This window comes from Heliobacterium chlorum (assembly GCF_014502795.1).
GTDB lineage: Bacteria > Bacillota > Desulfitobacteriia > Heliobacteriales > Heliobacteriaceae > Heliobacterium > Heliobacterium chlorum.
On sequence record NZ_JACVHF010000011.1, the window covers coordinates 101,015 to 125,299 of the forward strand.

Annotated in this window: 20 protein-coding genes; 8 read left to right on the forward strand and 12 right to left on the reverse strand. The window is 44.7% G+C overall.

What is annotated here, in order from left to right; all coding sequences use genetic code 11:
* Window positions 1–2 precede the first annotated feature (2 nt).
* Entirely contained in the window at window positions 3–977 is a 975-nt protein-coding gene (locus H1S01_RS11790; protein WP_188040686.1) for an SDH family Clp fold serine proteinase, read from the reverse strand.
* Window positions 978–1,169: 192 nt separating this feature from the next.
* On the opposite strand from H1S01_RS11790, the gene H1S01_RS11795 reads away from it, so the two are divergent.
* Together H1S01_RS11795 and hepT are read left to right on the forward strand one after the other, a co-directional pair.
* Complete coding sequence (locus tag H1S01_RS11795; protein ID WP_243237257.1) at window positions 1,170–1,865, forward strand: Hsp20/alpha crystallin family protein; 696 nt, start codon at window positions 1,170–1,172, stop codon at window positions 1,863–1,865.
* A 145-nt stretch (window positions 1,866–2,010) separates the two neighbouring features.
* Complete coding sequence (hepT, locus tag H1S01_RS11800) at window positions 2,011–2,328, forward strand: type VII toxin-antitoxin system HepT family RNase toxin (protein ID WP_279286999.1); 318 nt, start codon at window positions 2,011–2,013, stop codon at window positions 2,326–2,328.
* 20 nt (window positions 2,329–2,348) lie between these two features.
* Here the strand turns inward: hepT and H1S01_RS11805 are convergent, their stop codons facing one another.
* From H1S01_RS11805 to H1S01_RS11820, 4 genes are all read right to left on the reverse strand, one after another.
* Window positions 2,349–3,032: a VTT domain-containing protein gene (locus tag H1S01_RS11805; RefSeq protein ID WP_188040688.1), complete on the reverse strand. Its 684-nt coding sequence runs from the start codon at window positions 3,030–3,032 to the stop codon at window positions 2,349–2,351.
* Window positions 3,033–3,156: 124 nt separating this feature from the next.
* Window positions 3,157–4,449: a Ger(x)C family spore germination protein gene (locus H1S01_RS11810; RefSeq protein ID WP_188040689.1), complete on the reverse strand. Its 1,293-nt coding sequence runs from the start codon at window positions 4,447–4,449 to the stop codon at window positions 3,157–3,159.
* A complete protein-coding gene (locus H1S01_RS11815; RefSeq protein WP_188040690.1) occupies window positions 4,446–5,549 on the reverse strand; it encodes a GerAB/ArcD/ProY family transporter in 1,104 nt (367 codons plus the stop codon). The genes H1S01_RS11810 and H1S01_RS11815 overlap by 4 nt, the downstream gene beginning before the upstream one ends.
* A 6-nt stretch (window positions 5,550–5,555) precedes the next feature.
* Complete coding sequence (locus H1S01_RS11820) at window positions 5,556–7,238, reverse strand: spore germination protein (RefSeq protein WP_188040691.1); 1,683 nt, start codon at window positions 7,236–7,238, stop codon at window positions 5,556–5,558.
* A gap of 233 nt (window positions 7,239–7,471) precedes the next feature.
* On the opposite strand from H1S01_RS11820, the gene H1S01_RS11825 reads away from it, so the two are divergent.
* On the forward strand, window positions 7,472–8,686 hold the full coding sequence (locus H1S01_RS11825) for an EAL and HDOD domain-containing protein (RefSeq protein WP_188040692.1): 1,215 nt from the start codon (window positions 7,472–7,474) through the stop codon (window positions 8,684–8,686).
* A gap of 69 nt (window positions 8,687–8,755) precedes the next feature.
* On the opposite strand, the gene H1S01_RS11830 is transcribed toward H1S01_RS11825, so the two are convergent.
* On the reverse strand, window positions 8,756–9,247 hold the full coding sequence (locus tag H1S01_RS11830) for a CBO0543 family protein (protein WP_188040693.1): 492 nt from the start codon (window positions 9,245–9,247) through the stop codon (window positions 8,756–8,758).
* A gap of 189 nt (window positions 9,248–9,436) precedes the next feature.
* On the opposite strand from H1S01_RS11830, the gene H1S01_RS11835 reads away from it, so the two are divergent.
* Window positions 9,437–10,909: a methyl-accepting chemotaxis protein gene (locus tag H1S01_RS11835; RefSeq protein ID WP_188040694.1), complete on the forward strand. Its 1,473-nt coding sequence runs from the start codon at window positions 9,437–9,439 to the stop codon at window positions 10,907–10,909.
* Between the two features lie 4 nt (window positions 10,910–10,913).
* Here H1S01_RS11835 and ptsP read toward each other — a convergent pair whose 3' ends face one another.
* A complete protein-coding gene (gene ptsP / locus H1S01_RS11840; RefSeq protein ID WP_188040695.1) occupies window positions 10,914–12,665 on the reverse strand; it encodes a phosphoenolpyruvate--protein phosphotransferase in 1,752 nt (583 codons plus the stop codon).
* A 277-nt stretch (window positions 12,666–12,942) separates the two neighbouring features.
* Here ptsP and H1S01_RS11845 point away from each other — a divergent pair, with 277 nt between their 5' ends.
* The gene (locus H1S01_RS11845; RefSeq protein WP_188040696.1) at window positions 12,943–13,092 is read left to right on the forward strand and encodes a hypothetical protein; all 150 of its coding nucleotides are present in this window, start codon (window positions 12,943–12,945) and stop codon (window positions 13,090–13,092) included.
* A gap of 487 nt (window positions 13,093–13,579) precedes the next feature.
* Here the strand turns inward: H1S01_RS11845 and H1S01_RS11850 are convergent, their stop codons facing one another.
* Window positions 13,580–14,851, reverse strand: coding sequence for a M14 family metallopeptidase (locus tag H1S01_RS11850; RefSeq protein ID WP_188040697.1), 1,272 nt, complete (start codon window positions 14,849–14,851; stop codon window positions 13,580–13,582).
* An 80-nt stretch (window positions 14,852–14,931) separates the two neighbouring features.
* On the reverse strand, window positions 14,932–15,291 hold the full coding sequence (locus H1S01_RS11855; RefSeq protein ID WP_188040698.1) for a PTS glucitol/sorbitol transporter subunit IIA: 360 nt from the start codon (window positions 15,289–15,291) through the stop codon (window positions 14,932–14,934).
* A gap of 243 nt (window positions 15,292–15,534) precedes the next feature.
* On the opposite strand from H1S01_RS11855, the gene H1S01_RS11860 reads away from it, so the two are divergent.
* Both H1S01_RS11860 and H1S01_RS11865 read left to right on the forward strand, forming a co-directional pair.
* Window positions 15,535–16,443 carry a LysR family transcriptional regulator gene (locus H1S01_RS11860; RefSeq protein WP_188040699.1) on the forward strand — a complete coding sequence of 303 codons (909 nt, stop codon included), beginning with the start codon at window positions 15,535–15,537 and terminating at the stop codon, window positions 16,441–16,443.
* Window positions 16,444–16,675: 232 nt separating this feature from the next.
* Entirely contained in the window at window positions 16,676–17,935 is a 1,260-nt protein-coding gene (locus H1S01_RS11865) for an NAD(P)/FAD-dependent oxidoreductase (RefSeq protein WP_188040700.1), read from the forward strand.
* A gap of 232 nt (window positions 17,936–18,167) precedes the next feature.
* Here H1S01_RS11865 and H1S01_RS11870 read toward each other — a convergent pair whose 3' ends face one another.
* Together H1S01_RS11870 and H1S01_RS11875 are read right to left on the reverse strand one after the other, a co-directional pair.
* The gene (locus tag H1S01_RS11870; RefSeq protein ID WP_188040701.1) at window positions 18,168–19,310 is read right to left on the reverse strand and encodes a 1-propanol dehydrogenase PduQ; all 1,143 of its coding nucleotides are present in this window, start codon (window positions 19,308–19,310) and stop codon (window positions 18,168–18,170) included.
* A gap of 443 nt (window positions 19,311–19,753) precedes the next feature.
* The gene (locus H1S01_RS11875) at window positions 19,754–21,451 is read right to left on the reverse strand and encodes a HAMP domain-containing methyl-accepting chemotaxis protein (RefSeq protein WP_188040702.1); all 1,698 of its coding nucleotides are present in this window, start codon (window positions 21,449–21,451) and stop codon (window positions 19,754–19,756) included.
* Window positions 21,452–21,782: 331 nt separating this feature from the next.
* Here H1S01_RS11875 and H1S01_RS11880 point away from each other — a divergent pair, with 331 nt between their 5' ends.
* On the forward strand, window positions 21,783–22,577 hold the full coding sequence (locus H1S01_RS11880; RefSeq protein ID WP_188040703.1) for a polysaccharide deacetylase family protein: 795 nt from the start codon (window positions 21,783–21,785) through the stop codon (window positions 22,575–22,577).
* 853 nt (window positions 22,578–23,430) lie between these two features.
* Here H1S01_RS11880 and arsC read toward each other — a convergent pair.
* Entirely contained in the window at window positions 23,431–23,844 is a 414-nt protein-coding gene (gene arsC / locus H1S01_RS11885) for an arsenate reductase (thioredoxin) (RefSeq protein ID WP_188040704.1), read from the reverse strand.
* Window positions 23,845–24,285 lie beyond the last annotated feature (441 nt).

A 24,285-nucleotide genomic window follows, 5' to 3' on the forward strand; every position in this document is an offset into this window, starting at 1 on the left:
TTTTACTCCTCCTCGATTTCTTCCCACCCCTGATTGGAGATACAGATATTATTTTGATTTTCATTCAGCTTCTGAATGACCCCTTCAAAGAAATAACCGTCCGTTCGTTTGACAGTTTCAATAATTCCAGAGCAGACGGAAAATTCGCCAGACATGTTTGCAGCCCGCTCGGGGATAAAGGGAACATCGAGGAGCAAGTCATGGCTGTACTTGGTGAATAGGGACCACATCACTTTTTCGAGTTCAGGGCTGCAATAAGAAACGGGGAGTTTTAGTGATAAGGCGGCCTCCCGCCGGGAGATCATATAGCTGTGAGAAAACATTTTCTCGGTTAAATTGCTGATGATCTCATCGATTACGTCTTCCTGTCCGGCATCCATATGGCAAAGGAGCAGCTTTTTGGCGATCGATCGAATCAGCGAATAGGTTCGCTGCACGCTGCCGATGGCCAGCGGATGAACGTTCTCCACTAAAGTACAAAAAATGTCATCCATAGACTCGTCAGGGATTCCTGCCGCTTCGCGAGCTAATGTAAAAAAGGAGTAAACATCCTCCACGTTGATCGGTAGTTTAGCGGCAGGATTTTCCTTATCCGGTGGATTGAACATGCTCACGACATTCGGGTCGACAGGGCTCAGTTCTCCCATTTTCGTCATGACGAGTTCTGTGGCACCTAAACAGATCAGCGTACCGGCGCTATAGGCTTTATAAGGAACAAGGACCGAGAAATGTTCCGTATACTCCCGGATCAGTTCTACCAGCCGGAGAGGGGTATGCACGTCCCCCCCTTTGGTAAATAAAAATAAATCGATTTTTTCGAGGTTATCCATCTCTTCCAGGTGCTTATAAATCACAGGAATAATATCCGGAGCGACCCGGGTGCTGACGTTTTGACGGTCACCGCCGATATAACAGATGACGCTCGATTTGCGCATCTCTGAAATGGTCTGAATGAGTTCTCTGCGATTCTGTGGCATCCTTAACCCCCGGTCTCAGATTTTTCCTTACAACTATTTTTCACATCCACTGTTCAATTATTCCCCGCCTTTTCGCATAGTGCCCTTAGGGCAAAGCCAAACTAATTACGGTCGAAAGCTTATTCGTTCATATATTCTGCCTTTGTAGAGGACATTCGACCAACGACGATGATATTTTTAGGAGGGTCTTTCATGATCACTAACCAGCAGATGGCAAGTACAAATGCGAGCTTCATCCCTGTCTCGTCGAGCATTTCCAATATGGGTACGACCGTCAATTACAGCCTGATTCCGACCTCTACGATCAATGCCATGCAAAGCAGCATCCCCGTATCGGGCAACTGGATTCAATCGTCCGGAAATCTAGGGACTTTCGCCACGATGACCACCCCGATGGTGACGGGTATCCAATCTTCCTGGAATCCCATGATTTCGGCGAGCCAGTTTTCCCAGCCATCCATTAACTTCTCGACGAGCCCTGTCATCTCTACGACTCCCGTAATCTCTGCCGGTCAATTCAATCAACTGGGTAGCGGCTGGACCGGTATGACCAACTTTGCCCCCGTGGCGATCTCCGGTAATGTCATCGCCCAACCGAGTGTCGATATTTCGGAGACTTCCAGCGATGTCGTAGTTACCGCCTACGTTTCCAACGTTCCCCTCAACAACCTGAGCCTCAACGTGACCGACAACTCGCTCACCATCTCCGGTACCGCTTGGACGGGTACGAACAACCTCGTCATCAACCGGACTGTGGCGCTTCCTACCAGCATTCGTGCTGAAGCCGTTGATGCGAACCTGCAAAGCAGCGGCGTCCTGGAGATTCGTCTTCCCAAAAGCGATAAAATCAGCCGCAAACGCACCACTATCAACCAGGAATCTAAATAGAAAACCACCAGAAAAATCCTCGGTGATGTTCAACTGAACATCACCGAGGATTTTCTTTTACGCAGATTCTGTGAGTGCGAGCTTCAAATACTTTCTTTTACTAGGAACGCCTATATCAGTTAGCTAATTCTCATGTACAACAGTTTTGCTCAACATTCTACGAATGTGTGAAATCGCTATCGATTTAGCTGCTCATGTCATCGCCATAAAAGGCTGGGGAATTCCACAAACCAGTCGAGATATGTTTGAAATTCTTCACCGTCAAGGAGTCATTCATTCTCGTCTTGAAAAGGCGCTGAAATCTTTGGTTGGTTTTCGTAATATCGCCGTCCATGCGTACCCGCGATTGAATATGGCCATATTGCAAAACATCATCGAGACTAATCTCGAAGATATTCGGCAGTTTGCTAGAACCATCGTCCAATACCTCGATGATTTTTATGGAGAAAAGCGTGAGACCTAATCCTGGGCTCACGCTTTTCTTTATGTCAAAAATGAGTTGTCTTTTTTATTAAAATAAAATTTCAACCCCAACGTCACCAGTCCCAGTACCAACAACACGATGACAATCCTACCGGCATTGCCTGCCGGATCCCAGATATCATTTCCGAGCACCACTTCAAAGAAGATGCTCGGGATCTTTCCAAAAAAAGTTCCCCAGAAAAAAGCCGAAAAACTGATTGAGCTGAGGGCAGCAGCAAAATTAACCGCTCCAGAAGGAACCATCGGAGCCACCCGGATCAGGAACATGCTCATAAAACCGTGCTGAGCCGTCCAGGCATCTAAGCGGCTAAGCTTCTCCCGTTTTTGCATCCATTGAGCGGCATAAGATCGTCCGTAATACCGGAACAGGATAAAAGCCACCAGAGCCCCTACGACCTCGCCACCCCAAGAGATGAAAAAAGCGGGGCCAATTCCAAAAACACCTGCTAAAAGAGCCGACATAAAGATGCTAGGCAAAAATCCAAGAAAATTCTGCAGGACCACGATCAAAAAAGAAATAAGCCAAGCTTCCCAGCCCAAGGTTCGAAAATCCTCTACCAGAGCTGATCCATTTTGGGCGAAGAGGTGGCTTACAATGCGATATCCCGACTCAGATGTTCCAAAGTACATCATGATGAAAAAAAGACTGATTAGGATACCAACTATGGTTAATTTCTTCTTCACGACGTTACTCCGATCTTCTATTGTTTATCTAGAATTCTTAATTTCATTATATAGGATGCTTATGAATTATCTACGAAAATCTTCGAGTTCAAAAAAAATCCCGCCCTTAGACGAGATTTTACCGCTACATCGGATTTGGCGTCGGCGTTTGAATCTGTAACCCGGGACGGCGAATCATAATGTTCGCACTTGCGCTGACTCTAGCCGTCGAAAAGCGGGGTTCCCAATCCAAGTTATCGTATTCCTGCATTGTGGGAATACTCGTCCGAACGAATCTTGCCAGATAAAAGGGATCTACCTTTTTTCTTTGCGCTTTTCCGACTACATTTACTATTTCTTGCGAGATCTTTTGCTCCATCTCTTCTTCGAGGAGGTGAATGTTCTCCGTCGTTACATAAGGCTCGTATGATTCAATCTCTCTTATATTCCCTTCCAAGTTGACTTCGATAAAAATATCAGGCTGATCGCCGTTCCATTCGATGGAAACATGCGGCGGTCGTGAGCGATTTAACTCTACCGTAAAGGTTTTTGTCGGATCACTGGGGTCAGTAAACGTCCAAAATCCTCTTCGATAGCGGTCTCGGAGCAAATCAAAGATACGTGCATCCCACCCAGACCACTTTTCTACCATCTTTCCGCTGTGCAAAATGGCTATTCCTAAAAACTCGAGTGGATTTCCACCGGAACGGGGTACATCTTCCGTCGTTTTCGCCGGGGGTTCTTTCGTTAAGGGAGATATCTTATCATGATACTTGTCTGTTGGAACGGGAACCACTTTTTCGCCTTCTTTTTCCGACTTAACCAACTGGTTGATCCCCACGATGGGCAATGTTGCCGATACATTCTTCGATTCCGTTTCGATCAAAAACTCATGCAGCGTCGGTATTCGGCTAAATCCTTGATCGACTACCGTTCGCTCGATTCCTTCCACCCAGCGAGAGATGCTCTTTTCCAGTAGTGGTACGTTGTCGAGAAAGATATCTCTTGCCTGTCCCTCTTTAGCCACCCATAAATAAACGGTTCGTCGAAATTGCGGTGTTCGAACCAGTACATCCAAATGCGGTCCTAATCCTTCTTTGGCCAGTTTTTCACCAAAGACAACCAGTCGTAGATGACGAAAATCTAACCTCCGTTCCACATTGGCGCTGGCAATACCAATCGCTTCGGCGATGGATCGAGCCGTTACCGTTACTGGTTTGGTCACTTCCGGGATACCATCCTGAGCACCTTGACCTCCCTTTTGTGAGATATTTCCCGGTACAGCGATTCGAAAAATGACGTCCAAATTCCCATCATTACTGCGATCGACGCCCATCGTCATGACAAAGGCCCGAGTCTCCACTTCACGATTATCCCAACATCCCGTCAAACATATCATGGCGCAAAGTATAATTACGACAGCACTGAACTTAATCATGGATTCCGCCTCAAGAGGGCTGTGATTTTCATCCATATCCACAATAGCAAGGGTAGAACGAAAAAAGGAACAGCCACTGAATTGGAGATCACCTCATAATGACGGACAGCTTCCAGCGCTGAGCGTGGAATAAAGGCGACTGAAATGAGGAGAACCGCTAAGGGGAACACATAGGGCCGGTAATCGGAAGCACGAGAAGTTTGAGCAAAAATTAAGGCGCAGAAATACAAGCCTGCTGCGAGTCCGATCGCGGTCATCGTAGCCCAAACAAAGATGAACAGAGGATCTAACCGCTGCCACAATCCGCCGTAAGAAATTACCCTGAGAAGTGAATAAAGAGGAAACCCAATCCGGTCACTCGTCGGCGGTGGAAAAACCATAATGAAACTCACTTCAGAGATCACGTAGAGAAACGTGGTAAACAACAGCACACCGTATCCGACTTGCCGAAAAGAACGGTGTTGTCGAAAAAGCGGCGCAATATATCCCAGCATGAAAATTTCTTTGTAGGTCCCAATTTGTAGAACTCCCGTCTCCATCGTAGCTAAAATCCCGTTTCCCCAAATAGGCGCTAAGTTATAGGTATTTCCAAAGGGTATTACTAAGGCTAAGGCACTCAAGTAAACAACGATAATCCAAGGGAATACATTCCAAGAGATTCGTGTAATCGTTTCTATTCCATAGTAAGCGAGGGCACACATGACTAAAATTAAGGCAATGATGATGGCCGCTATCGGTGTGTTCGGTAAAATCGTAGTGATAATAAATTCACCGAATACCCGAACTTGATACCCCACAAAACTTATCAGCAAAATAAAAGAAAGAAGTCCAATCCCGGTTCCTATTCCCTTCCCCCAAAAATGTCTAACTACACCAAGGAACGATTTCCCCGGATGCGCGGATAGTAAACGATCTAGAACGTAGAAAAAGGGTATCGTATAAAAGAGGGTAACGATCGGTACTTGCCAAGCAGCTGTTGATGCTGCAGCCGTTACCGATCTCGGATAGACCATCATGATATCTAAAAATATGAACATCACCATACTGCCGAAGGTCTCAATCACACCAACATGACCATCCTGCTTGAACAACTTCGTCAAGGTTGATTACCCTTTCCGTTTGTGGAATTGTTCTTTCCGCAATAAAGACAGCTCTATCGGGGTTTGAGGCGACCATGGCCTTGTGACCGTAGCTTGGTTTTTCAGATTTAGCGGTCGCAAAAGTGAAGGGCGCTTTTCATCGTAAAACGGAGGTGGTCGCCATAGCACGTCTTCCTCTTTGGCGAAGAGTGGGCTCGATGGACTTAGAAAGGGAATCCCGAATGATCTGATTCTAACCAGATGACAGATGAGAACAATCATGGTCAACAAGATTCCGTAAATGCCAAAGATGGAACCTGCCGCTAACATCCCCAAGCGAATGATCCGCAAGGTGTAGGTAACTTGAAATTGGGGCAGGGAAAAACCAGCCAACGCCGTCATGGCCATAACGATGATTGACAGCGGGGACACGACGCCGGCTTCCACGACAGCTTGCCCGATAATGATCGCTCCAACAATGCCAATCGTAGGACCGATCGATTTGGGAACACGTTGAGCCGCTTCACGAATAAACTCAAAGGCGATTTCCAAAAAAAGCAGGGACAGAGCCGCAGGAAGTGGGATTCGCTCCCGGGACGATGCAATTGACATCAGCAATTCTGTAGGAATCATCTCGGGATGAAAGTTAACGAATGCTACATACAACCCCGGCAAGAATATGGTGACGATCATCCCAAAAACCCGGATTATCCGGACGAAAGAGGCCACAGGCCAGCGAAAGTAACTGTCTTCCGGTGAATGGAGTTGCGACCAGAACGTTACGGGGGCGATTAATGCCAACGGGCTTCCTTCCATGAGTACAGCGACTGAACCTTCCAACAAGAAAGCTGCCGTCCGATCCGGTCGTTCCGTTAATGTCATCTGAGAAAAAAGGGATCTTGGGTTGTCTTGAATGTATTGTTCCACTCTATACAAATTATAAAAAGCGTCGACGTCTAACGATTTCAGTCTTCGCCGCATCTCACGGACCAGTTTGGGATTAGTAATCCCTTTAAAATATAAGAGATACATCGGTCCCCGTTCACGGCGGCCGGCTGGCAATTTCTCGGCGATAAAGTCTGCGGAGGCCAACCTTCGGCGAAGCAGGTAGAGATTTTTGTGGACGTTTTCGACAAACCCCTCATAGGGCCCCGTCACAACCGACTCGGTTTGTGTGGTTTCCACTGCCCGGCCTTTGTCGGCAGCAACCTCCAACACCAGACCTTGCGAATGCCCGTCCAAGAAAATAAAGAGATAGCCTTTGGTGATATATTGCACCAACGACTCCACTGTATCTACATTCTGGACTACGTGACAGTCTGTTAACATCCCCAGTAAATCTGTAATTTCTACGTTAGTATCAACCGGTGAGGTGTTCAATAAGGGATTGATAATGGACTCTTGAACCATCTTCGCGTCGATGAGACTATCGTAGAAAGCGATGAACAGGTTGCCCCAAGGAAAATCAAAAACTCGATAGGTAAAATCGGGATTGCGCCGCCCGTGGAAGGTGTCTTTTAATAACCCTTCCAACTCTGACCGCTGATCAGGCAGCGGCGTAACAGGAAGCCGCGCCTGTGCTTGTTTTAACTGCCGAGCCAGCTTCACATTGTACAATCCCCGATTGGGACTCAAGGAAAAGGTCTTGTCCATAGTCGGGGGAGCTACGGTAAAGATATTTTTGATTATTTGCTTCCATTTTTTGAGCATGAAATACCCCTGCGAGAATTTTTCTTAGGTTCCCCTAACGCTGCCGTTATATTCCACCCTTTTCCGCCCTGGTCCACCCTCATTTACTTATAAAAAGCTATTAGCTTGTTTGTATTGTGAAAATTATCCGATTTTCAATGAAAAAGTAAGAGGAATATATGACCTCTTAGGAGAAGTATTCTCATTAAAAAGTGTTTTGACCGGAAGAGAAACACCAAAGCAGGTGGATAGGCATGGAAATATTTGTAGGAAGACAACCCATTTATGATACTCAATACAACATTGTCGCATATGAATTACTCTTTCGTTCCGGCCTGGAGAACTACTATAAAAATACCGACGGAGACTATGCTACCAAAGGTGTCATTACGGACACCTTCTCATTGATCGGGATACAGCAAATGACCAACGGGAAGCCGGCTTTCATTAATTTTACCCGTAATCTGCTTTTGGAAGATGTGGCCTTTCTATTGCCTAAGGACTTGGTTGTATTAGAGATTTTAGAGGATGTAGAACCTGACAAGGATATCATCGACGCCTGTATCCGTTTAAAAATGTCCGGTTATAAGATCGCTTTAGACGATTTTGTATTTCACGAAAAATATCTTCCTCTCATCGAGCTAGCCGATATCATCAAGGTTGATTTCTTGACAACCAAACCAAGCGAACGGGCCCGTTTGATTAAAACCTGTTCAAAGCGCCCAAATATCAAGTTTCTTGCCGAAAGAGTCGAAGGATTAAAAGACTTCCAAGAGGGCTTGGATTTGGGCTATAGTTTGTTTCAAGGCTATTTCTTTAGCAAACCGGAAGTGATCACCAGCCGTGATTTACCTCATTGCAATTTAAATTCCTTGACCGTCATCAAAGAACTGTCTCAAGGCGATTTGGAGATCGACAAGTTAGAGGAAATCATTAAACGAGATGTATCCTTGTCGTACAAGCTGCTTAAGTTTATTAACTCCTCCTTGTTCGGCTTCTCGACTCGTATTGAATCGATCCGGCACGCCATCGTTCTACTAGGTAAAAAAGAGGTTACCCGCTGGGTCACCTTGATCACCTTCCGAAACATGTGCGATATTGCCTTTCCGGAACTCGTCAATACGAGCCTCATCACGGCGAAATGCTGTGAAACGCTCGCACCCTATGTAGGACTAAAAGGAAGATCGTCAGACCTTTTCCTGCTTGGCTTATTTTCTGTCCTTGATATTTTATTCGGCAAGCCTTTTGCGGAAATATTGGCTGACCTCCCTATTTCCCAAGATGTGAAGCAAGCCCTTTGCGGGGAACCGAACCGCTTTCGTTGGCTTTTAGATCTCGTCGCAACTTATCGCGATGGCGAATGGGACAAGTTTTCTCGGAACTGTCAACGACTTTCCCTGGCTGAGGACATTGTGCCCAAAGTGTTTTTTGAGTCCTTGGACTGGGTCTCTAGCTACTCAAAACTATAATTTTAAATAAAGTTTAAGCGTGCCTCCCGCTGAAAGGGAGGCACGCTTTTTTTGATGAAACCCATCAACTTATTCATAGTGAACTCGCGGCGGCTTCGAAAAATCGCCTCGGTACCACCGGTAATACCAGCGAGAAGCCACAAAAGTAAGACAGACGGTGATCCACGTCCAGTACCAAGTCCAATGAATGTAGTTTATTGCGTTTGTATAAATTTCCAATATTGATTCGAAGAGGGTAATCCCGGTCGTATATAATACATAGTGAACCACTTTTTTATAAAAGCTCTTTTTTTCGGGGTAGAATAAGTTGAATAACACACATATGCCGGGATATACAAAGAATTCAAAGGTAAAGCTTGCTTTAGTAGCGTTCTGGAAAAAACGTAATGGATATTCGATCAGGCCATATTCAGCCACTAGGAGACCTAAAAACCAGGTAAGCAGTTGTTTGAAGAAGAAGATGACATGGGCATGGCGCACCTTATCTCGAGGTACAAACAAGATCAATAGGATGCCGACGATAATGATTGAAGCGATTTGAATGGATATTTCTATCGACACAGGTCCGCCCCCAAAAGGAATGCTTACTCATAGGATTGTTCCCCATTTTTCTCACAAAAAAACATTCGACAAAATATCCTAAAGTTCACAGCAGGGGATTCCTTTTTACTAGAGAAGACATGTTTGTTGGTAAATTTATTCTTGGTATGATTTGTTTTCGAGATGTTCCGAAGAGGAGAGGTTCCGACGATGAAAGAACTGTTAGAGCTGACCCACCAGCGTAACCGGTTTGTCGTCAAACTCTATTGGTCTGCACTCATTTTGGGGATCCTGCAAGGTCTGGCAAATGGGCTCTTAGGGGATTCGATCTATACCCTTGCGATCAACGGCGGCCTTTTCGCAGTAATCCTATCCATCCTCGTTTATAAGCGCGTCTTGATCATGCATACCCGTTACATCGTTGTTCTCGGTCTTTGCACTACCATATCTATCGTACTGTCTTCCACGCAATTGATTACGGGATATATCGTCGTTTACGTATCCCTTGCCATTATTGCCCTATATAACGACTATCGATCTACCATCGCTTTTGGATTAATTACAGCAGGGATTACTGCGTATTATAGTGATCAAATTGACCTACTGCTCCATTCCGGTTTGGATGGAATCCGCGGCTTGACAGCGTTAATCTTTATGTTCCTGTTATCTGTCATCCTAACGGTCTTCCAAGGAAACTTTAGCGAAAAGCTGCGGCAAGAGTCTGCTGAAAATCACCGCAAGGCTGAGGAAGCGAAGAAAAATACCGAATTAATTTTAGAAAGTATCAAAGACTCGATTGTCGTCCTGGATCGCTTTCGGAAAGATTTAAACGTGATTGCAGCGGTGACGGAAGGGCATTCCACAGAGGTGACCAATGCCTATACAGAGATCGCTCACACCTTAGAGGCTCAAACTCGTAGTGTCAGCGATATACATACCAACATTCAGCTAAGCAACAACCATGTTCAAACCGTAGCCGCTGCGACGACTTCTTTACACGATATTCTAGATGGTACAGACATCTTAACCAAAAAGGGAAATGAGTTGATCGGATCGCTGACAGAGGAAATGGACACGGTAAAAGATATCATCAACGGTACTGTCGCTTCGATGAACGAATTGAATGACCGGAGTCGACAAGTCGGCACCATCCTGACAGCCATCCATAATATCTCGAATCAGACCAATCTTCTTTCGTTGAACGCCGCGATCGAAGCGGCTCGAGCCGGAGAGTTCGGCAAAGGCTTTGCTGTCGTCGCCGAAGAGATTCGTAAATTGGCTGACGACTCCCGAAAGTCTACCGAAATGGTGACCACCATCATCGATGAGATCGCTTTACATATCCAAAAAGTTTCTGAGCACGTCCATTCGGGTCAAGAGGCCTTTCAATTGAGTCATCAAGCAAAAAATCGCGTTAAATCGGTCTTCGATGAGATATCCAGCAATACGGCGCAAGCCGCAGAAAACGCCGGCAAGTGGGACGCCGTGGTCGAGCAATTACAGCAGGCATATGAATCTATTGTGCGAGATGTAACCTCCGTTTCGGGCTCTACCCAGGAAACTACCGCTTCTGTACAGGAAGTACTCGCTAATATTGAGGAGCTGGCTCGAAAAATTAAAGATATCAATTCCAGCATGAAGCATCTCGATAATGTGGTCGACGAGATAAGTCAATATCTGTAGCCGGTTAATCGTGGTTACTTTCAGTACGGCAAGTTCCATTCGGAGATAAGCGCTGTTGAATCATCGCTTTAATGCTCTCCGAATCGGCCATTTCCATCGCTTGGTCGGCGATCTCTACGGCTTCTTGGTATGAGAGCGAGCGGATCACTTTTTTCACCGGCAGTATCGAAGCAGCACTCATGGAGAATTCATCAAGCCCAAGTCCGAGAAGAATCGGCACTGCCTTTTCATCACCAGCCATTTCCCCGCACATGCCCGTCCAGATACCCACTTTATGAGATTCATCGATGACATTTTTGATCAGGCGAAGAACTGCCGGGTGAAGAGGGTCATAGAGGTGAGCGATCCGTTCATTCATGCGATCGACGGCGATAGAATACTGAATCAAATCGTTTGTACCGATGCTGAAAAAGTCTACTTCCTTCGCTAGCAAGTCTGCGATGAGGGCGGCTGAGGGGATTTCGATCATGATGCCGACTTCAACCTGGTGATCGAAAGGAATTCCCTCCCCTTTTAGTTCGGTTTTCACTGAGTCCAGTATTTGGTTGGCCTGACGGACTTGCTTGACGCCGGAGATCATGGGGTACATGATGCGCACTTTTCCGTAGTAGCTGGCCCGAAGTATCGCCCGCAGTTGGGTCTTAAAGATATCTGTACGATCGAGGCACAGTCGAATAGCTCGCCATCCGAGAAAGGGATTCATCTCATCGGGCATCTCCAAGGCGGGCAGTTGCTTGTCCCCGCCAACGTCCAGCGTCCGAATGATGACGGGGTAGGGCGCCATTTTTTCTGCTGCTTCTCGATAAGCTTGAAATTGTTCTTCTTCGGAGGGCAAGCTGGCACGATCCATGTACAAAAACTCCGTTCGGAATAGACCAACCCCTTCAGCGCCGTTCTCCAAAGCGCCCTTGCAATCTTTTGGCGTTCCAATATTCGCAGCCAGTTCTACTTTACGCCGCCCATCTCGAGTCTCTGCAGGAAGTTCTTTTACTGCTTTTAGCTCCTGAAGGTACTGACCGTATTCCTTCATTAAAATCCTATACCGCTCTTCCGTTTCCTGATCTGGGTTCAGGTAGACGATACCCTTATTTCCGTCGACAATCACCGGATCTCCCTTATTTGCCTGAACGGTAATATCACCAAGGCCGAGCACTGCCGGGATCTCCATAGATCTCGCCATGATCGCCGTATGGGATGTCTTACCACCGATATCGGTGAGAAACGCTTTAACCTTGTCTTTATCCATCTGGGCGGTATCAGAAGGAGACAGATCTTTGGCCACGATGACGACTTCCTGAGCTATATTAGCAAGCGCATCGACGGATCGGCCCTGCAGGTTTTTGATCACTCTAGTGCTGATGTCTTTGATATCGGCGGCACGTTCTTTTAGGTAGTCATCTTCCATTTCACTGAACATCTTCATGTAAACTTCGGCCACCTGGGACAGGGCATATTCAGCATGGAAACGTTCACTACAAATCTTATTTTTGATCTCATCTAGAAGCATATCATCGTCCAAGATCATGAGATGGGCCTCAAAGATGCGTGCGTTCTCTTCCCCTGATTCATTTGCCGTTTTTTCGTGGAGCTCTTTTAGTTGCTTTTTGGAGAGGTGTAAGGACTGTTCCAGTCGTTCCAGCTCTTTGTTGACATCGTTTTCATGAACCAGCGACGTATTTACCGCTATCGGCTCATCTTGAAGGACATGTACGATTCCGATGGCAATCCCCGATGACGCTGCGATTCCTTTGTGCATAATTACCTCCAGTTATGTGTATTAAGTGTTGTATAATACGGCATGGCTTTGTTTTTCTAATGCGTCTATTCAAATAGGATGGTTTGTGATTTATGGTGCTTAGTCTAGTTTCGACAATTCTAAAACTACTCCTTCAGTCAGTGAAACTAAAAATCGATACAAACTCAGCTATATGTTATGATGGCAGGGGGAACAGATTCGTAAACCTTAGCGATGAAACTCATTAGAAATAATCGAGCAAACGAATTGTAATAATAACTACGTAAGGAGGCCTTTTATGTTACAAGTGGTGAAGCAACTCAAGGCGATGGTGGCTGAATTAAAAAATAGTGATGACGCAAACAAGGATAATGAAAGAGGCCAGAAAATCCGCAAGACCATATCCATTTTAGAATCGACGATTGACGAGATAGAATATCACGTATAAACCCATCATGTATGCATCTTCCTAAAAGAAGCGGTTAGCCCTTGAGTTACATAAACACTCTCGAGGTAACCAACCTTTGAACCTCTATATAAAAGCGTAAAAAAAAGAAACCGTGGCTAGAAAACCCTTGCCACGGCTTGATTTATATATATGGTAACGGAGGTTAGAAGTTAGCTGATCACATGGGCACTTGGTTAGAGAGCTCTTTTCCGATGGTTGATAGTAATTCCTTTTCGGTTCATGGACTCATTATAATTTATGCGTCGCTATGAGTAAAATGCATATTAAGCATATAGGGCATTAACTATAATCATACCCATTGCTTTTTGAGTTTCGTAAAGCAAACACTCATCCTTACTGCTCTCCCGACAACGGTTAATTTGGGATCTCAGTTCAGATGAGCGCTTGTGCTTGATTATATTGTCCCGGAATTACAGTTTATACTCGTACCTGCTGAACCATGGGACCCCTCAGACTAAGCGGCAGATCAAACTAAGGCCGCTAACAACAGCATCTCTACATTGGCCTCATAAATTTCAGGAAATTGATACAGGGGTAAGGGGTTTTCACCTCTGCCGACTTCAATCGTATACCCCGGTCTCCGGTACTCCTGGATAAACCAATCCTTATAACCGGCATAAGAGGCTTCCTCAGGATTTTCGGATATCGCATATCCACTGACCTGAGAGAATAGCTGAGCGATCTGCAAAGCCTCGGGGGGAGCTAAGTCCGCATATTGATAGTAAATCACTTCACCTTGGGAGTGATATGCTAGGACTAGCCGGAAGTTATTCTGCGTCGTAAAGTTAACCATGGCGACGGTTTCAGGCTCTGACAACGGTGATGGACCGGCATAATCGCTCGGAGCAGGACCGGTAATTCCTAAAGAGAGTTCAATTTGTTTTTCTTCCTCCCATCCGGCAGGATAATTGAGGTTCAAATCGACTCCCCGGATGTTGGCTTTCCATACACGCTCTAAAGGTTGCCCTGTCCCATTTAGCTGTGCCACCTGCTCATAATAGGGATTACCCGGTTGTATGCCTTTTACCACGAGGTTGACTCCGTCCGGATTCACCATCGGAACGATATAGATACTGCTATAGTCCCATATTCTTGGAATGCTATATCCTCGAATACTTCCGCCTACAGAATAGGCTTTAGCAAAGTCCTCGACAAACTTCATGAGTACTAAGCTAGTAATCCATTCATTGGCGTGGTGAGAAGCGTTATAAGATACTTGATTGGAACCGGTACCCAATCGGATATAGTATAAGTTTTTCCCTGCCACACTAGTGCCGAGGGTACCTACTTCAATGAAAGGATATCGTGCTTTTAACGCTTGGATATTTAGCTCCATAAATTCGTAAGTATAGTCGATATCCGTAAAGACAACGTCGATACCGTAGGGAACCACGATAGGTTGGCCTACGAAAAGACTGTTTGGGTCTATTCCAGGGTTCGCTGTCAAAATCGCACTGGCAGACGTACGGTACCTTTGTGCGATATTATAAATAGTATCTCCTGGACGAATATAATAGGTATCATAGCCCCGCAAAATCTGATTTATGATGTTCCAAGTGTCTGGTCCGACAACACCGTCAGGGACTAAGCCACTATCCGCTTGAAAGGCGATGACCGCTTGGAACGTCTGATCTCCCAAAATACCGTCGACGGGACCGGCATTATACCCAATTCTGTTCAAAAGACTTTGGACGAGTTTCACAAAAGGACCTGTAGAACCTAATGTGAGATACTCCATGAAACATCACTTCCATACTTACGAGGTAATCCAATATATTCTCTTGGAAGTGATTTGCGCTTTACCCTAGGCAGCAATTCTTACGATGCGATGACGATTTTTTCTCCGAGGGAAATATGCACGGGGTCTTTTCCTTTTACATGAATGTAACCAGGCAGGCGCGTCACATCGGCACCGTCGAACTTAATAGTGGCATGACCCATCTGGTTGAGGATGTGATTCACTCGATGTCCGACCGCCGTAACCTTATAGCTTCGATCACCGAGATAAAGCATGTCGCCGACCGCTACCTGTTCAGTAAGATTTCCTTTGCTGTGGTTGACGGAAAAACTGGAGAGATCGGTGGGCGCGTTTTCGTCAAAAAGAACCAACATATCTTGTATCAACAACTGAGCCATTGCTTCACCGATTTCATTCACTACAACCTCATACTTTTTCATGAAAAACACTCCTCTGTACGTTTTATTTGTCAATGATAGCAGTCTTATTTCTTAGGTTTCTAAATGAATGAGAGCAGCACTCTTCTACGGGGGTGTAACCTATGTTACACTTTAAAGCAGATATCTCTACGATGAGATAAGGTGTTTGTGAATATATTCATTTTCACTCACAGGTTCATTATAGTTGACCTTATACAAAGAATAAAATGCTTATTCAACATAGTTGATATAAAGGGAGAGCATATGTTTGTTAACACGGAACTGTATCGTACCTTCTATCTAGTGGCAAAGGAAGGTAGTATTTCAAGAGCCGCGGAGCAATTGTTCATCACACAACCTGCTGTCAGCCGTTCCATCCAACAACTGGAGGAAAGGTGTGGATGTGTACTCTTTTTCAGAACCCCGAAAGGGGTCAAACTAACGAAAGAAGGGGAACTTCTCTACCCCTATATTGAACAAGCTTTCAATTTCATTTCGTTAGGTGAAAAAACCATCTCTGAAGTGAAGGAATTACAAAAAGGTGAGATCACCTTTGGTGCCGGCGATACGATTTGCAAACACTTCCTCCCTCCTCACCTCAAAAATTTTAAACGGGCTCATCCCGGAATTCGGATTCATGTGACCAACCAGAACAGCCCATCGATCATCAAAATGATCAAAAAGGGTGAACTGGACATCGGATTTATTCATCTTCCCGTGGTCAATGACCAATACTCTCTGGAGCAAATGGCCGTTTACGAGGTTATGAAGATTCAAGACTGTTTCGTCGTCGGAGAAAAGTATCGACAACTAGCAGAGACGCCCCGTTCGATCAAGGAGATCCTTCAATATCCACTGATTCTCTTGGAAAAGGCGAGCAGTTCGAGAATCTACTTTGAAAAATATCTTGCTCAAAACAATCTTTCAATCAAGCCCGAATTCGAACTGAGCGACTTTGAATTGCTCATCCAGTTTGCCTTGATCGACTTCGGCGTCGCTTGCGTCATTAAAAATTTCATCTCCAAGGAATTGAGAGACTCTTCCCTTTACGAAGTAACACCTTTAGAACCGATACCGCCGAGGTATATCGGCGTAGTTCATCATAAATCGATTCCGTTACCAGCGGCGGCCAAAGAGTTTTTATCCTTCATTGTACAAAACAAAAATCCATGACCGGACATGTCCGTCATGGATTTTTTCTGTCAAGGATTAAATCCTATGTATGTCTTTCACTTATACCCACCATGCAGAATATGCATTTTATTCATAAACGATCTTCAACTATAATCATACCATAGACAAAAGGCAGGCGATGTTGACCAAACCTTCTACAGCGTCAATATGGCCTTTTCTTAAACCCGAGTTGTGAAATTCTTAATTAATCGTTTATGTGGAGGGAACAGTCATGGAAGCTAGAAAGCCTCGTATTGTCGTATTAGGTGCCGGTTATGCCGGAATCTTAACGACCCGACGCCTGCAAAATCTTCTCTCGAACGACGAGGCTGAGATTGTTCTCGTCAATAAACACAATTATCACTACCTGACCACATGGCTGCACGAAGTGGCTGCCGGAACGGGTGATGAGGATCGTATCACCATTCAGATTCAGGATGTTATCGATACGAACCGGGTTCATTTCATAAAAGACACAGTGCTGGAAGTTCGAAAAGAGGAGCGTAGCGTAATTCTTAGCCATGGGGAACCGCTCACCTATGATTACCTGGTCGTCGCCCTTGGATTTGAACCGGCTACCTTCGGAATTCCCGGGATCATGAAGCATGCTTTAACCATCCGCAGCATGAACAGTGCTCGAAAGATTCGCCGTAAGATTGAATCCCTTTTCGCCAACTTTGCTAATCGTAACGATGAGCAGGAAAAACTGACCTTCATCGTTGGCGGCGCTGGCTTTACCGGTATCGAGTTTGCCGCCGAATTGGCAGAACGGATCCCATCTCTTTGTGAGCAGTACGCTATCGATCCCCACCGCGTTCAACTGCTCAACGTAGAAGCGGCTCCTGGGATTTTAGCAGGATTTGATCCTGACTTAGCCGATTACTCGAAACAGGCTTTAGAACGATTAGGTGTTGAATTCCGCCTTTCCACGAGGATTAAATCAGTGGACCCTCAAGGAGTGACCTTGCTTACTGAAGCGGGCGAAGAAAGAATTGAGTCAGCTACAGTCATCTGGACCGGTGGTGTACAGGGAAACAGCGTTGTCTGCGGTAGTGCCTTTGAAGCGCCGCGAGGAAGAATTCCCGCTGGAGACGATCTGCGTATTCCCGGTTATGATAATGTCTTTGTTTTAGGTGACTGCTCTGCTTTTCTGGACAAGCGCACAGGCCGGCCCTATCCCCCGACGGCACAACTTGCCATCTTGCAGTCTGACGTTTGCGCCCAAAACATTGCAACCCTTATGCGCGGAGGCCAGGAGTTAAAGAGCTTTGTTCCCTTTATGAAAGGGGCTGTCGCTTCCCTGGGTGCCCACGACGCTGTCGGTAAGGTCTTTGGGATAAAAGTACGCGGTACGATGGCCATGTTCATGAAAGCCATCATCGATATTCGCTATATGCTCATGTTAGGCAGCCCCAAACTCATTTTTGGCAAAGGCAAGCTTTCTACTTATGTTATACCGACGACTTATACCCAGATTACAGGTAGCAAGTAAATCTAACATAATCGTAAGAAAGAAGATATGACCATGAAAACAAAAGACCTTGTCTGTGCATAATTCTAATATCGAGTTACCCTATGCGGAATAAAAATAAAGGCCCGAAAAGCTTGACCCACGCCCCTGTGGAGGTCTAGCTTTTCGGGCCTTTTAACTTGTAATGATGCTTAGTCTACGCTTAGATTCAGGGATAGTACTTTGTCTCCATATGGAAGAGCTTTCTATTGAGTTAACCCTCATACAGCGACGTGATAATTTTAACGATTTCCTCTTTATTGGGCTTTCGCGGGTTCGTATCTGTACACTTATCGGCAAGGGCGGCATCGGCCAAGGCATCAACCTTTTGTAAGAAATCGCCTCTGTTGATACCAAGGTCTTTCATGGTCATCGGCGTATTCGTTTCCGTCAAAAGAATTTGTACGGCACAGATCAAATTGAGAACGCCTTCCCGAACGGTACGGGCCGGAAGACCGAGAACTTTGGCCAGTTCAGCGTATCTAGCCGCTGTCACCGTCTCATTTTCGCTTTCCAAGCCGGCATTGTAGGCGAGAACATGAGGCAACAATATGGCGTTCGCCCGGCCGTGGGGAATATGGAAAACGCCTCCTATAGCGTGAGCGATACTATGATTGATTCCCAGCATGGCGTTATTAAATGCCATCCCGGCCAAACAGGAGGCGTTGTGAAGTCTCTCCCTCGCTTCGATATCGTTGCCGTTTTTATAGGCTCTCACGATATATGCAAAAACCAATTTCACCGCTTTTTCAGCCATAGCGTCGGAGTAATCGGAAGCTTTTTTCGATACGTAGGCCTCGAAGGCATGGGTCAGCACGTCCATAGCTGTATCTGCGGTGATTTGCGGCGGTACCGTCTTTACCAAGTCGGCATCGATAATCGCCACATCGGGTAACATATCTATATGAACCAAAGGAACCTTTTGGTTATTAACGGTAATTACGGAGAAAGACGTAACCTCAGATCCGGTTCCACTGGTCGTCGGAATGGCGATGAACTGCGGTCTTTTATAGGGAACACCGCTTTTTTTCGATAGATCTTGCGTAAACATCAAGATGGCTTTCGCCGCATCGATGGTAGAACCACCGCCCAAAGCGATTATGATGTCCGGGGCCGCTTTGAGCATCTGCTCCACGCCTAGGGAGACCGTTTCGATCGGCGGATCAGGCTTTATGTCCGAAAACAGGGTATATTCAATCTCATTGCCCTCTAAGAGTTCGAGGATTTTAGCGGCAAATCCCGCCTTGATCATAAAAGGATCGGTAATGACAAAAGCTTTCCCTTTTTTCAAGGTCGACAGGTATTTGATTGAACCGGCTTCAAATACCACTTTCGGTTTCATATTAAATTTTTTCATACATACTCCCCTTGCACTTCATTCATTCTTACCTTTGCTTTTACGAGTCAAAGTTGTCCTATTCAGCATATTTTTGTGGTATAATACATCTCAATACTGTAGTGCAATTATCACTTCCTTGTCTTTATAGCACTATTTTGCGAATAATCTCACTTTCACTTACGAGCATTATACGGGGTTGTTAGCTATAAATACAATGCATTTTTTTTATGACAGATATGATCTATAGTAATAGATACGCCACGATTTTTTACCGTTTTTTGGTTGACTGTCCATCTGACAACCAATTTTACTCCCTATACTTAAAATTTGCTTACAAAATTGAGAACTCTATAAAACCCGGGATACTTGCTACAAAAGTATCACCGGGCTTTTTAAGCTAAAGAGGTAAATCTACTTATATTGATTTTGATCATTTGTGGTTTAAGATTTCTATTTTACTTTTAGTATTTAAACTGCCCCATGAGTCGCTGTAAGTCCATTCCCATCTCGGCCAAGGTGTTTGTCATCGTTGAAACTTGCTCGATATTAGCGGTAAGTTCTTCTGTCGATGACGCTACCTCTTGCGAGCCGGCGGACGTTTCCTGTGTAACGGCGGCGATTTGCCGCATTGCATCATTTAAAACGTTCACCGCATTCTGTACTTCTTTACTTTTTTCTCCGACGTTCATGACTTTTAGAACCATATCGTCGGTACTCTGATTGATATCCGAAAAGACTCGATGTAGCTGTTGGACACTTTTTTCTTGTTTTTCCACGATGACTTCGGAATTGTGTACTTGTTTATCTACATCTTCTACACTTTTTATGATATCACCGATGAGTTCTGTGATCTCCTGGGCGGACCGCAGCGATTCCTCGGCCAGCTTACGGACTTCATCCGCTACCACGGAAAAACCTCGACCATATTCACCGGCTCGGGCGGCTTCGATGGCAGCATTCAGTGCCAAGAGATTCGTTTGACTGGCGATCCCTGTTATCGTTTGCACAATCGTATGAATGGCTTCGGTCTTATGGACCAGATCACGAATGGCTACGGAGACATTTCTTGATGTGTCGCTGTTTTGACCGACCATCTCCCGTTGTTGATCCACGGCGCTTTGCCCCGATTGTAATACCAGAGCTACCGTTCGCGACTCTTGGGTCGTCGTCTTCTCTATGATCTCAGATGTATCGTTACTCATATGGTTGACGTTCTGCAATAACTCAACGGAAGATGACACTGATTCTACCACTTGCTGATTCCCTTTGGCGATTTCGCTAATCGTAATCGCCACTTGTTCTGCCGCACAGGTGATCTCTGAAGTAACCGTATTTAATTCATTGGCTCCCGAAGATACTTTTTCCGCGACGTTCGCCACATCAGATACTAATGTGCGTAGTTTTGTGATCAGTTTATTGATTCCGTTGCCTAATTGGCCGATTTCATCCTTTGAACGGACATCTACTTGTTGAGTAAGGTCTCCGCCTCGTTCACTAATTTCCTCAACTTTATTTATCAGTGCACCTACGGGAATAACTACAGAACGGATTACAAAGGAAGCAATCGCGATCCCGACGATCGCTGCAATCAGCGAAAAGATCCATGAAGCCGATATAATTTTTTTAGATTCCGTTAGGTTCTTTTGATGGAGTTCTTGTCCGACTCTTACATTTATGTATTTCAACTGTTGAATGGCATCTTCTGCTTTATCATAGTCTGCGGTAACTTTAGAGGAGTTTTCTTTGGCAGCCCTAAGGTCGCCTTTCAATGCCAGGTCAAATGTTCGATGGAACCCATCTCTGTACTTTCCCCAAGCGTCATCCCAGGTTTGTATGGCTTTTTTCTCTTCATCGACGAAATAGGTTGACCGGTACTTGTCCATAAACACGTTAATTTCCTGCTCAAGTGCGGCTGCTTCGCTCGCATACTTGGAACGGTTTGGATCGTCTTCCCTGACGGACATTAAGGCGCTTATTCGGATTTTCTGTAATCGATGATTGACCGTGGTAAGATCAACGACGGGAATAAAGCGGTCTTCAAAAAACTCATTGGATTGATCTGCGATGAGGCGGGTAGCATTGACGGATAAAAACCCTAAGATACACGTGAATAAAATTAAGAGTCCGAAGGATAAGGAAAGCCGGGTTTTAAATGTCATATAGTATTCCCCCTCTCTTTAAAATAAGAATAACCTCACAATCACTACTCGGTAAAGAGTCTTTGTGTAAAGTTTTTTAGAAAATTTATAAAAAAGAATAGCAGCCATCCCAAATCTGGGGGGGGAACACCTCACGATGCTTGTGCTTTTTAACAAAAGGGGTCAAGTCGAACGTAGACCATTACAGGGGTTCAGGTGGGATATGGGGTTTGGAACAAATTGTTTTTTAGGGGCAGATTAAGCTCCACTTTGGTGTTATGTAGTTTGTAAATGAAGGAGATATTAAGCGGACATGATATAGTCAAAGAACATTAAAAAAGGCGTAGATTTAATGATTAAGAATACTCGGACTATAACGCTTATCCTTATTCCGACGATCATAATATCTTCCTGCGTAAAAAATCCCTTCAAACGGTTAACTGATCCCGGTTCCGATACGACGATCCCCGTTAGAGAATTACAAGACTACAATATTAATCCTGAACAGGCGAAATCATTACAAGAAGAATATCAAGGCACCTTATTCTATAAAGGAGTCTCCGATAAAAGGTATGTTGCATTAACATTTGACGATGGGCCCGATAATTTCTACACCCCGCGAATTCTCGATATTCTTCGCGAAAAAGGAGTAAAAGCTACATTCTTTATTGTCGGTAAACAGGCGAATACATTTCCGGAGGTATTGCGACAGATCGCACAGGAAGGTCATGCAATCGGTAATCACACTTGGGATCATCCAAAACTAACTAATTTATCCACAGTCGAGGCTGTGAACGAAATTCAATTAACAGAGAATGAGATACACCGTATCACAGGACTGAAGACCAAGTTATTTCGGACACCCTATGGTTCTATAAATGGAACCATAATAACGGAACTTCAAAACTTGGGTTATAAAGTCATTGAGTGGTCAATATACAGTCGTGACCTTAAAGGAAAAACCAAGCATCAAATACTAGATGTAGTGAACAAAGAGGTTACACCGGGAAGTATTATTTTACAACATTGTAAGGCCACCATTCCCGGGCAATTGAACGCAGCGGTTGAAGCACTACCCGAAATGATTGATTTATTACGTTCGCAGGGATATGAGTTCGTAACAGTTGATACCATTATTCAAAAATAAATTTCGGGGTTATTACTCTGTTGACAAAAATCATAGTAAGTATGATACGAATAAGTTCCATATGCTGTTACTATGAGGGCTTAGCTAAAGATTAAAAAGCGTCATGGCAGTTAAAGAAGCCAGACGCTCTTTTTTATATCAATAAAAACGTTCGTTAATCTCCCACGACTCGACAATTTGCCGGGCAGTATACTGATCATACCCTCTACCGATTAAATAGGCTATAGCAACCGCTTCCCTCATAGCGTGAGGAACAGATACCATTTGTGCTTCCCTTAGCCCGTATTCAACTACGGGTTCAACAGTCCGTAAAGTTTCTTGTTTTAGAGGAGAAACATATTGGCACGGGGAACAATAGGGATATCGATGAGGCATTAGATACACTCCTTCAAACGGATTTTTTCCATTTAAACGTATGAGTGAGGAAATCAAAGGGTTACAGTTCGGTTCGCTGTTGGAAACAGTATTAAGGCCTTCACTCTATCCGCTCTTTAATCCGATAACGCAGTTGATGACACAACGTTGAAGGTTCACTTAATAAATTGGAAAACGTAGACAATTTCTCACAAGTACAAACTGCTTCTAATTGAGGAGTGATCTGCTACAATATGTACTATCCAAGAAAGTACCGATAAAATAGCAGAAGCCACAACAAAACTTGTAGATTAACAGGTTCAAAATTATTGGACACATCGGAGTATCGATGTGAGAATTTCCGGTACCCTCAGCCATTAATCAAAAATGGTTCGTGGGTCTTTTTAGTTTGGGGTACCTACACTCTTACTGGTATCTGCAGGGGGCTCGTCAAAAAGAAAACAGCCCTGGTAGGTACCAGGACCGTCTAAATGGAAAACTAAAGTTCACTCACCAATTTCTGAATCCGGAAAGCAATCTCATCCCTTACTTCACGGAATTTTGACATCACTTCTTCTTTACTTCCCGTAGCCCGGGCCGGATCTTGTAGCCCCCAATGGACATGCTGACATCCAGCAGGTAATATGGGACATTTATCTTTCGCGTCACCACAAAGTGTGATGACCAAGTCGGTTCCGTTAAGCATTTCTTTTGTGAGAACATCGGAAGTTTGTTTGGAAATATCTATTCCAGCTTCAGACATTACTTGAACAGCACGAGGATTCAAGCCATGGGCTTCTATCCCCGCACTATAAACGTCAAAGATACCTGGTCCCAATCTTTTTGCAAAGCCTTCTGCCATTTGACTGCGACAAGAATTTCCGGTACATAAAAACAAAATCTTTTTCTTCATATATTTTCCCCTCATCGCCGTGAGCGTAATTGTTTTTCGGGAACTTGTTTGCCCTGCTAAGCGGTACGTTTTTTCAGAGATTTTTAAGTCACCTCGACTAGAATACGGAAAGAGTAAATTACTAAAACGAGGTGAACTACATGAAAAACTCTCTAATCATCAATATCGGTGGATTTGTTTTTAGCGTTTTGATTGCAATAGGTATCACATCGTTCTAAGATGTTAATCCAAAGTTGAACACAAACCCCCGTAGGTGTTTAACGCTGCGAAAAGAAACTCAGCTTTTCCAATAACACGGGGCAAACGAATTGCACTCCTACTTTTCACTCGAACCCAAACTACTCATATATAAAATGGGGTTAGACTAGTGCCCCATCAGGCAACCCTGACCTTCTTTTGAATGCGTAAAATTTCTTCGGATTTAGCATTCTTATTTCGCCA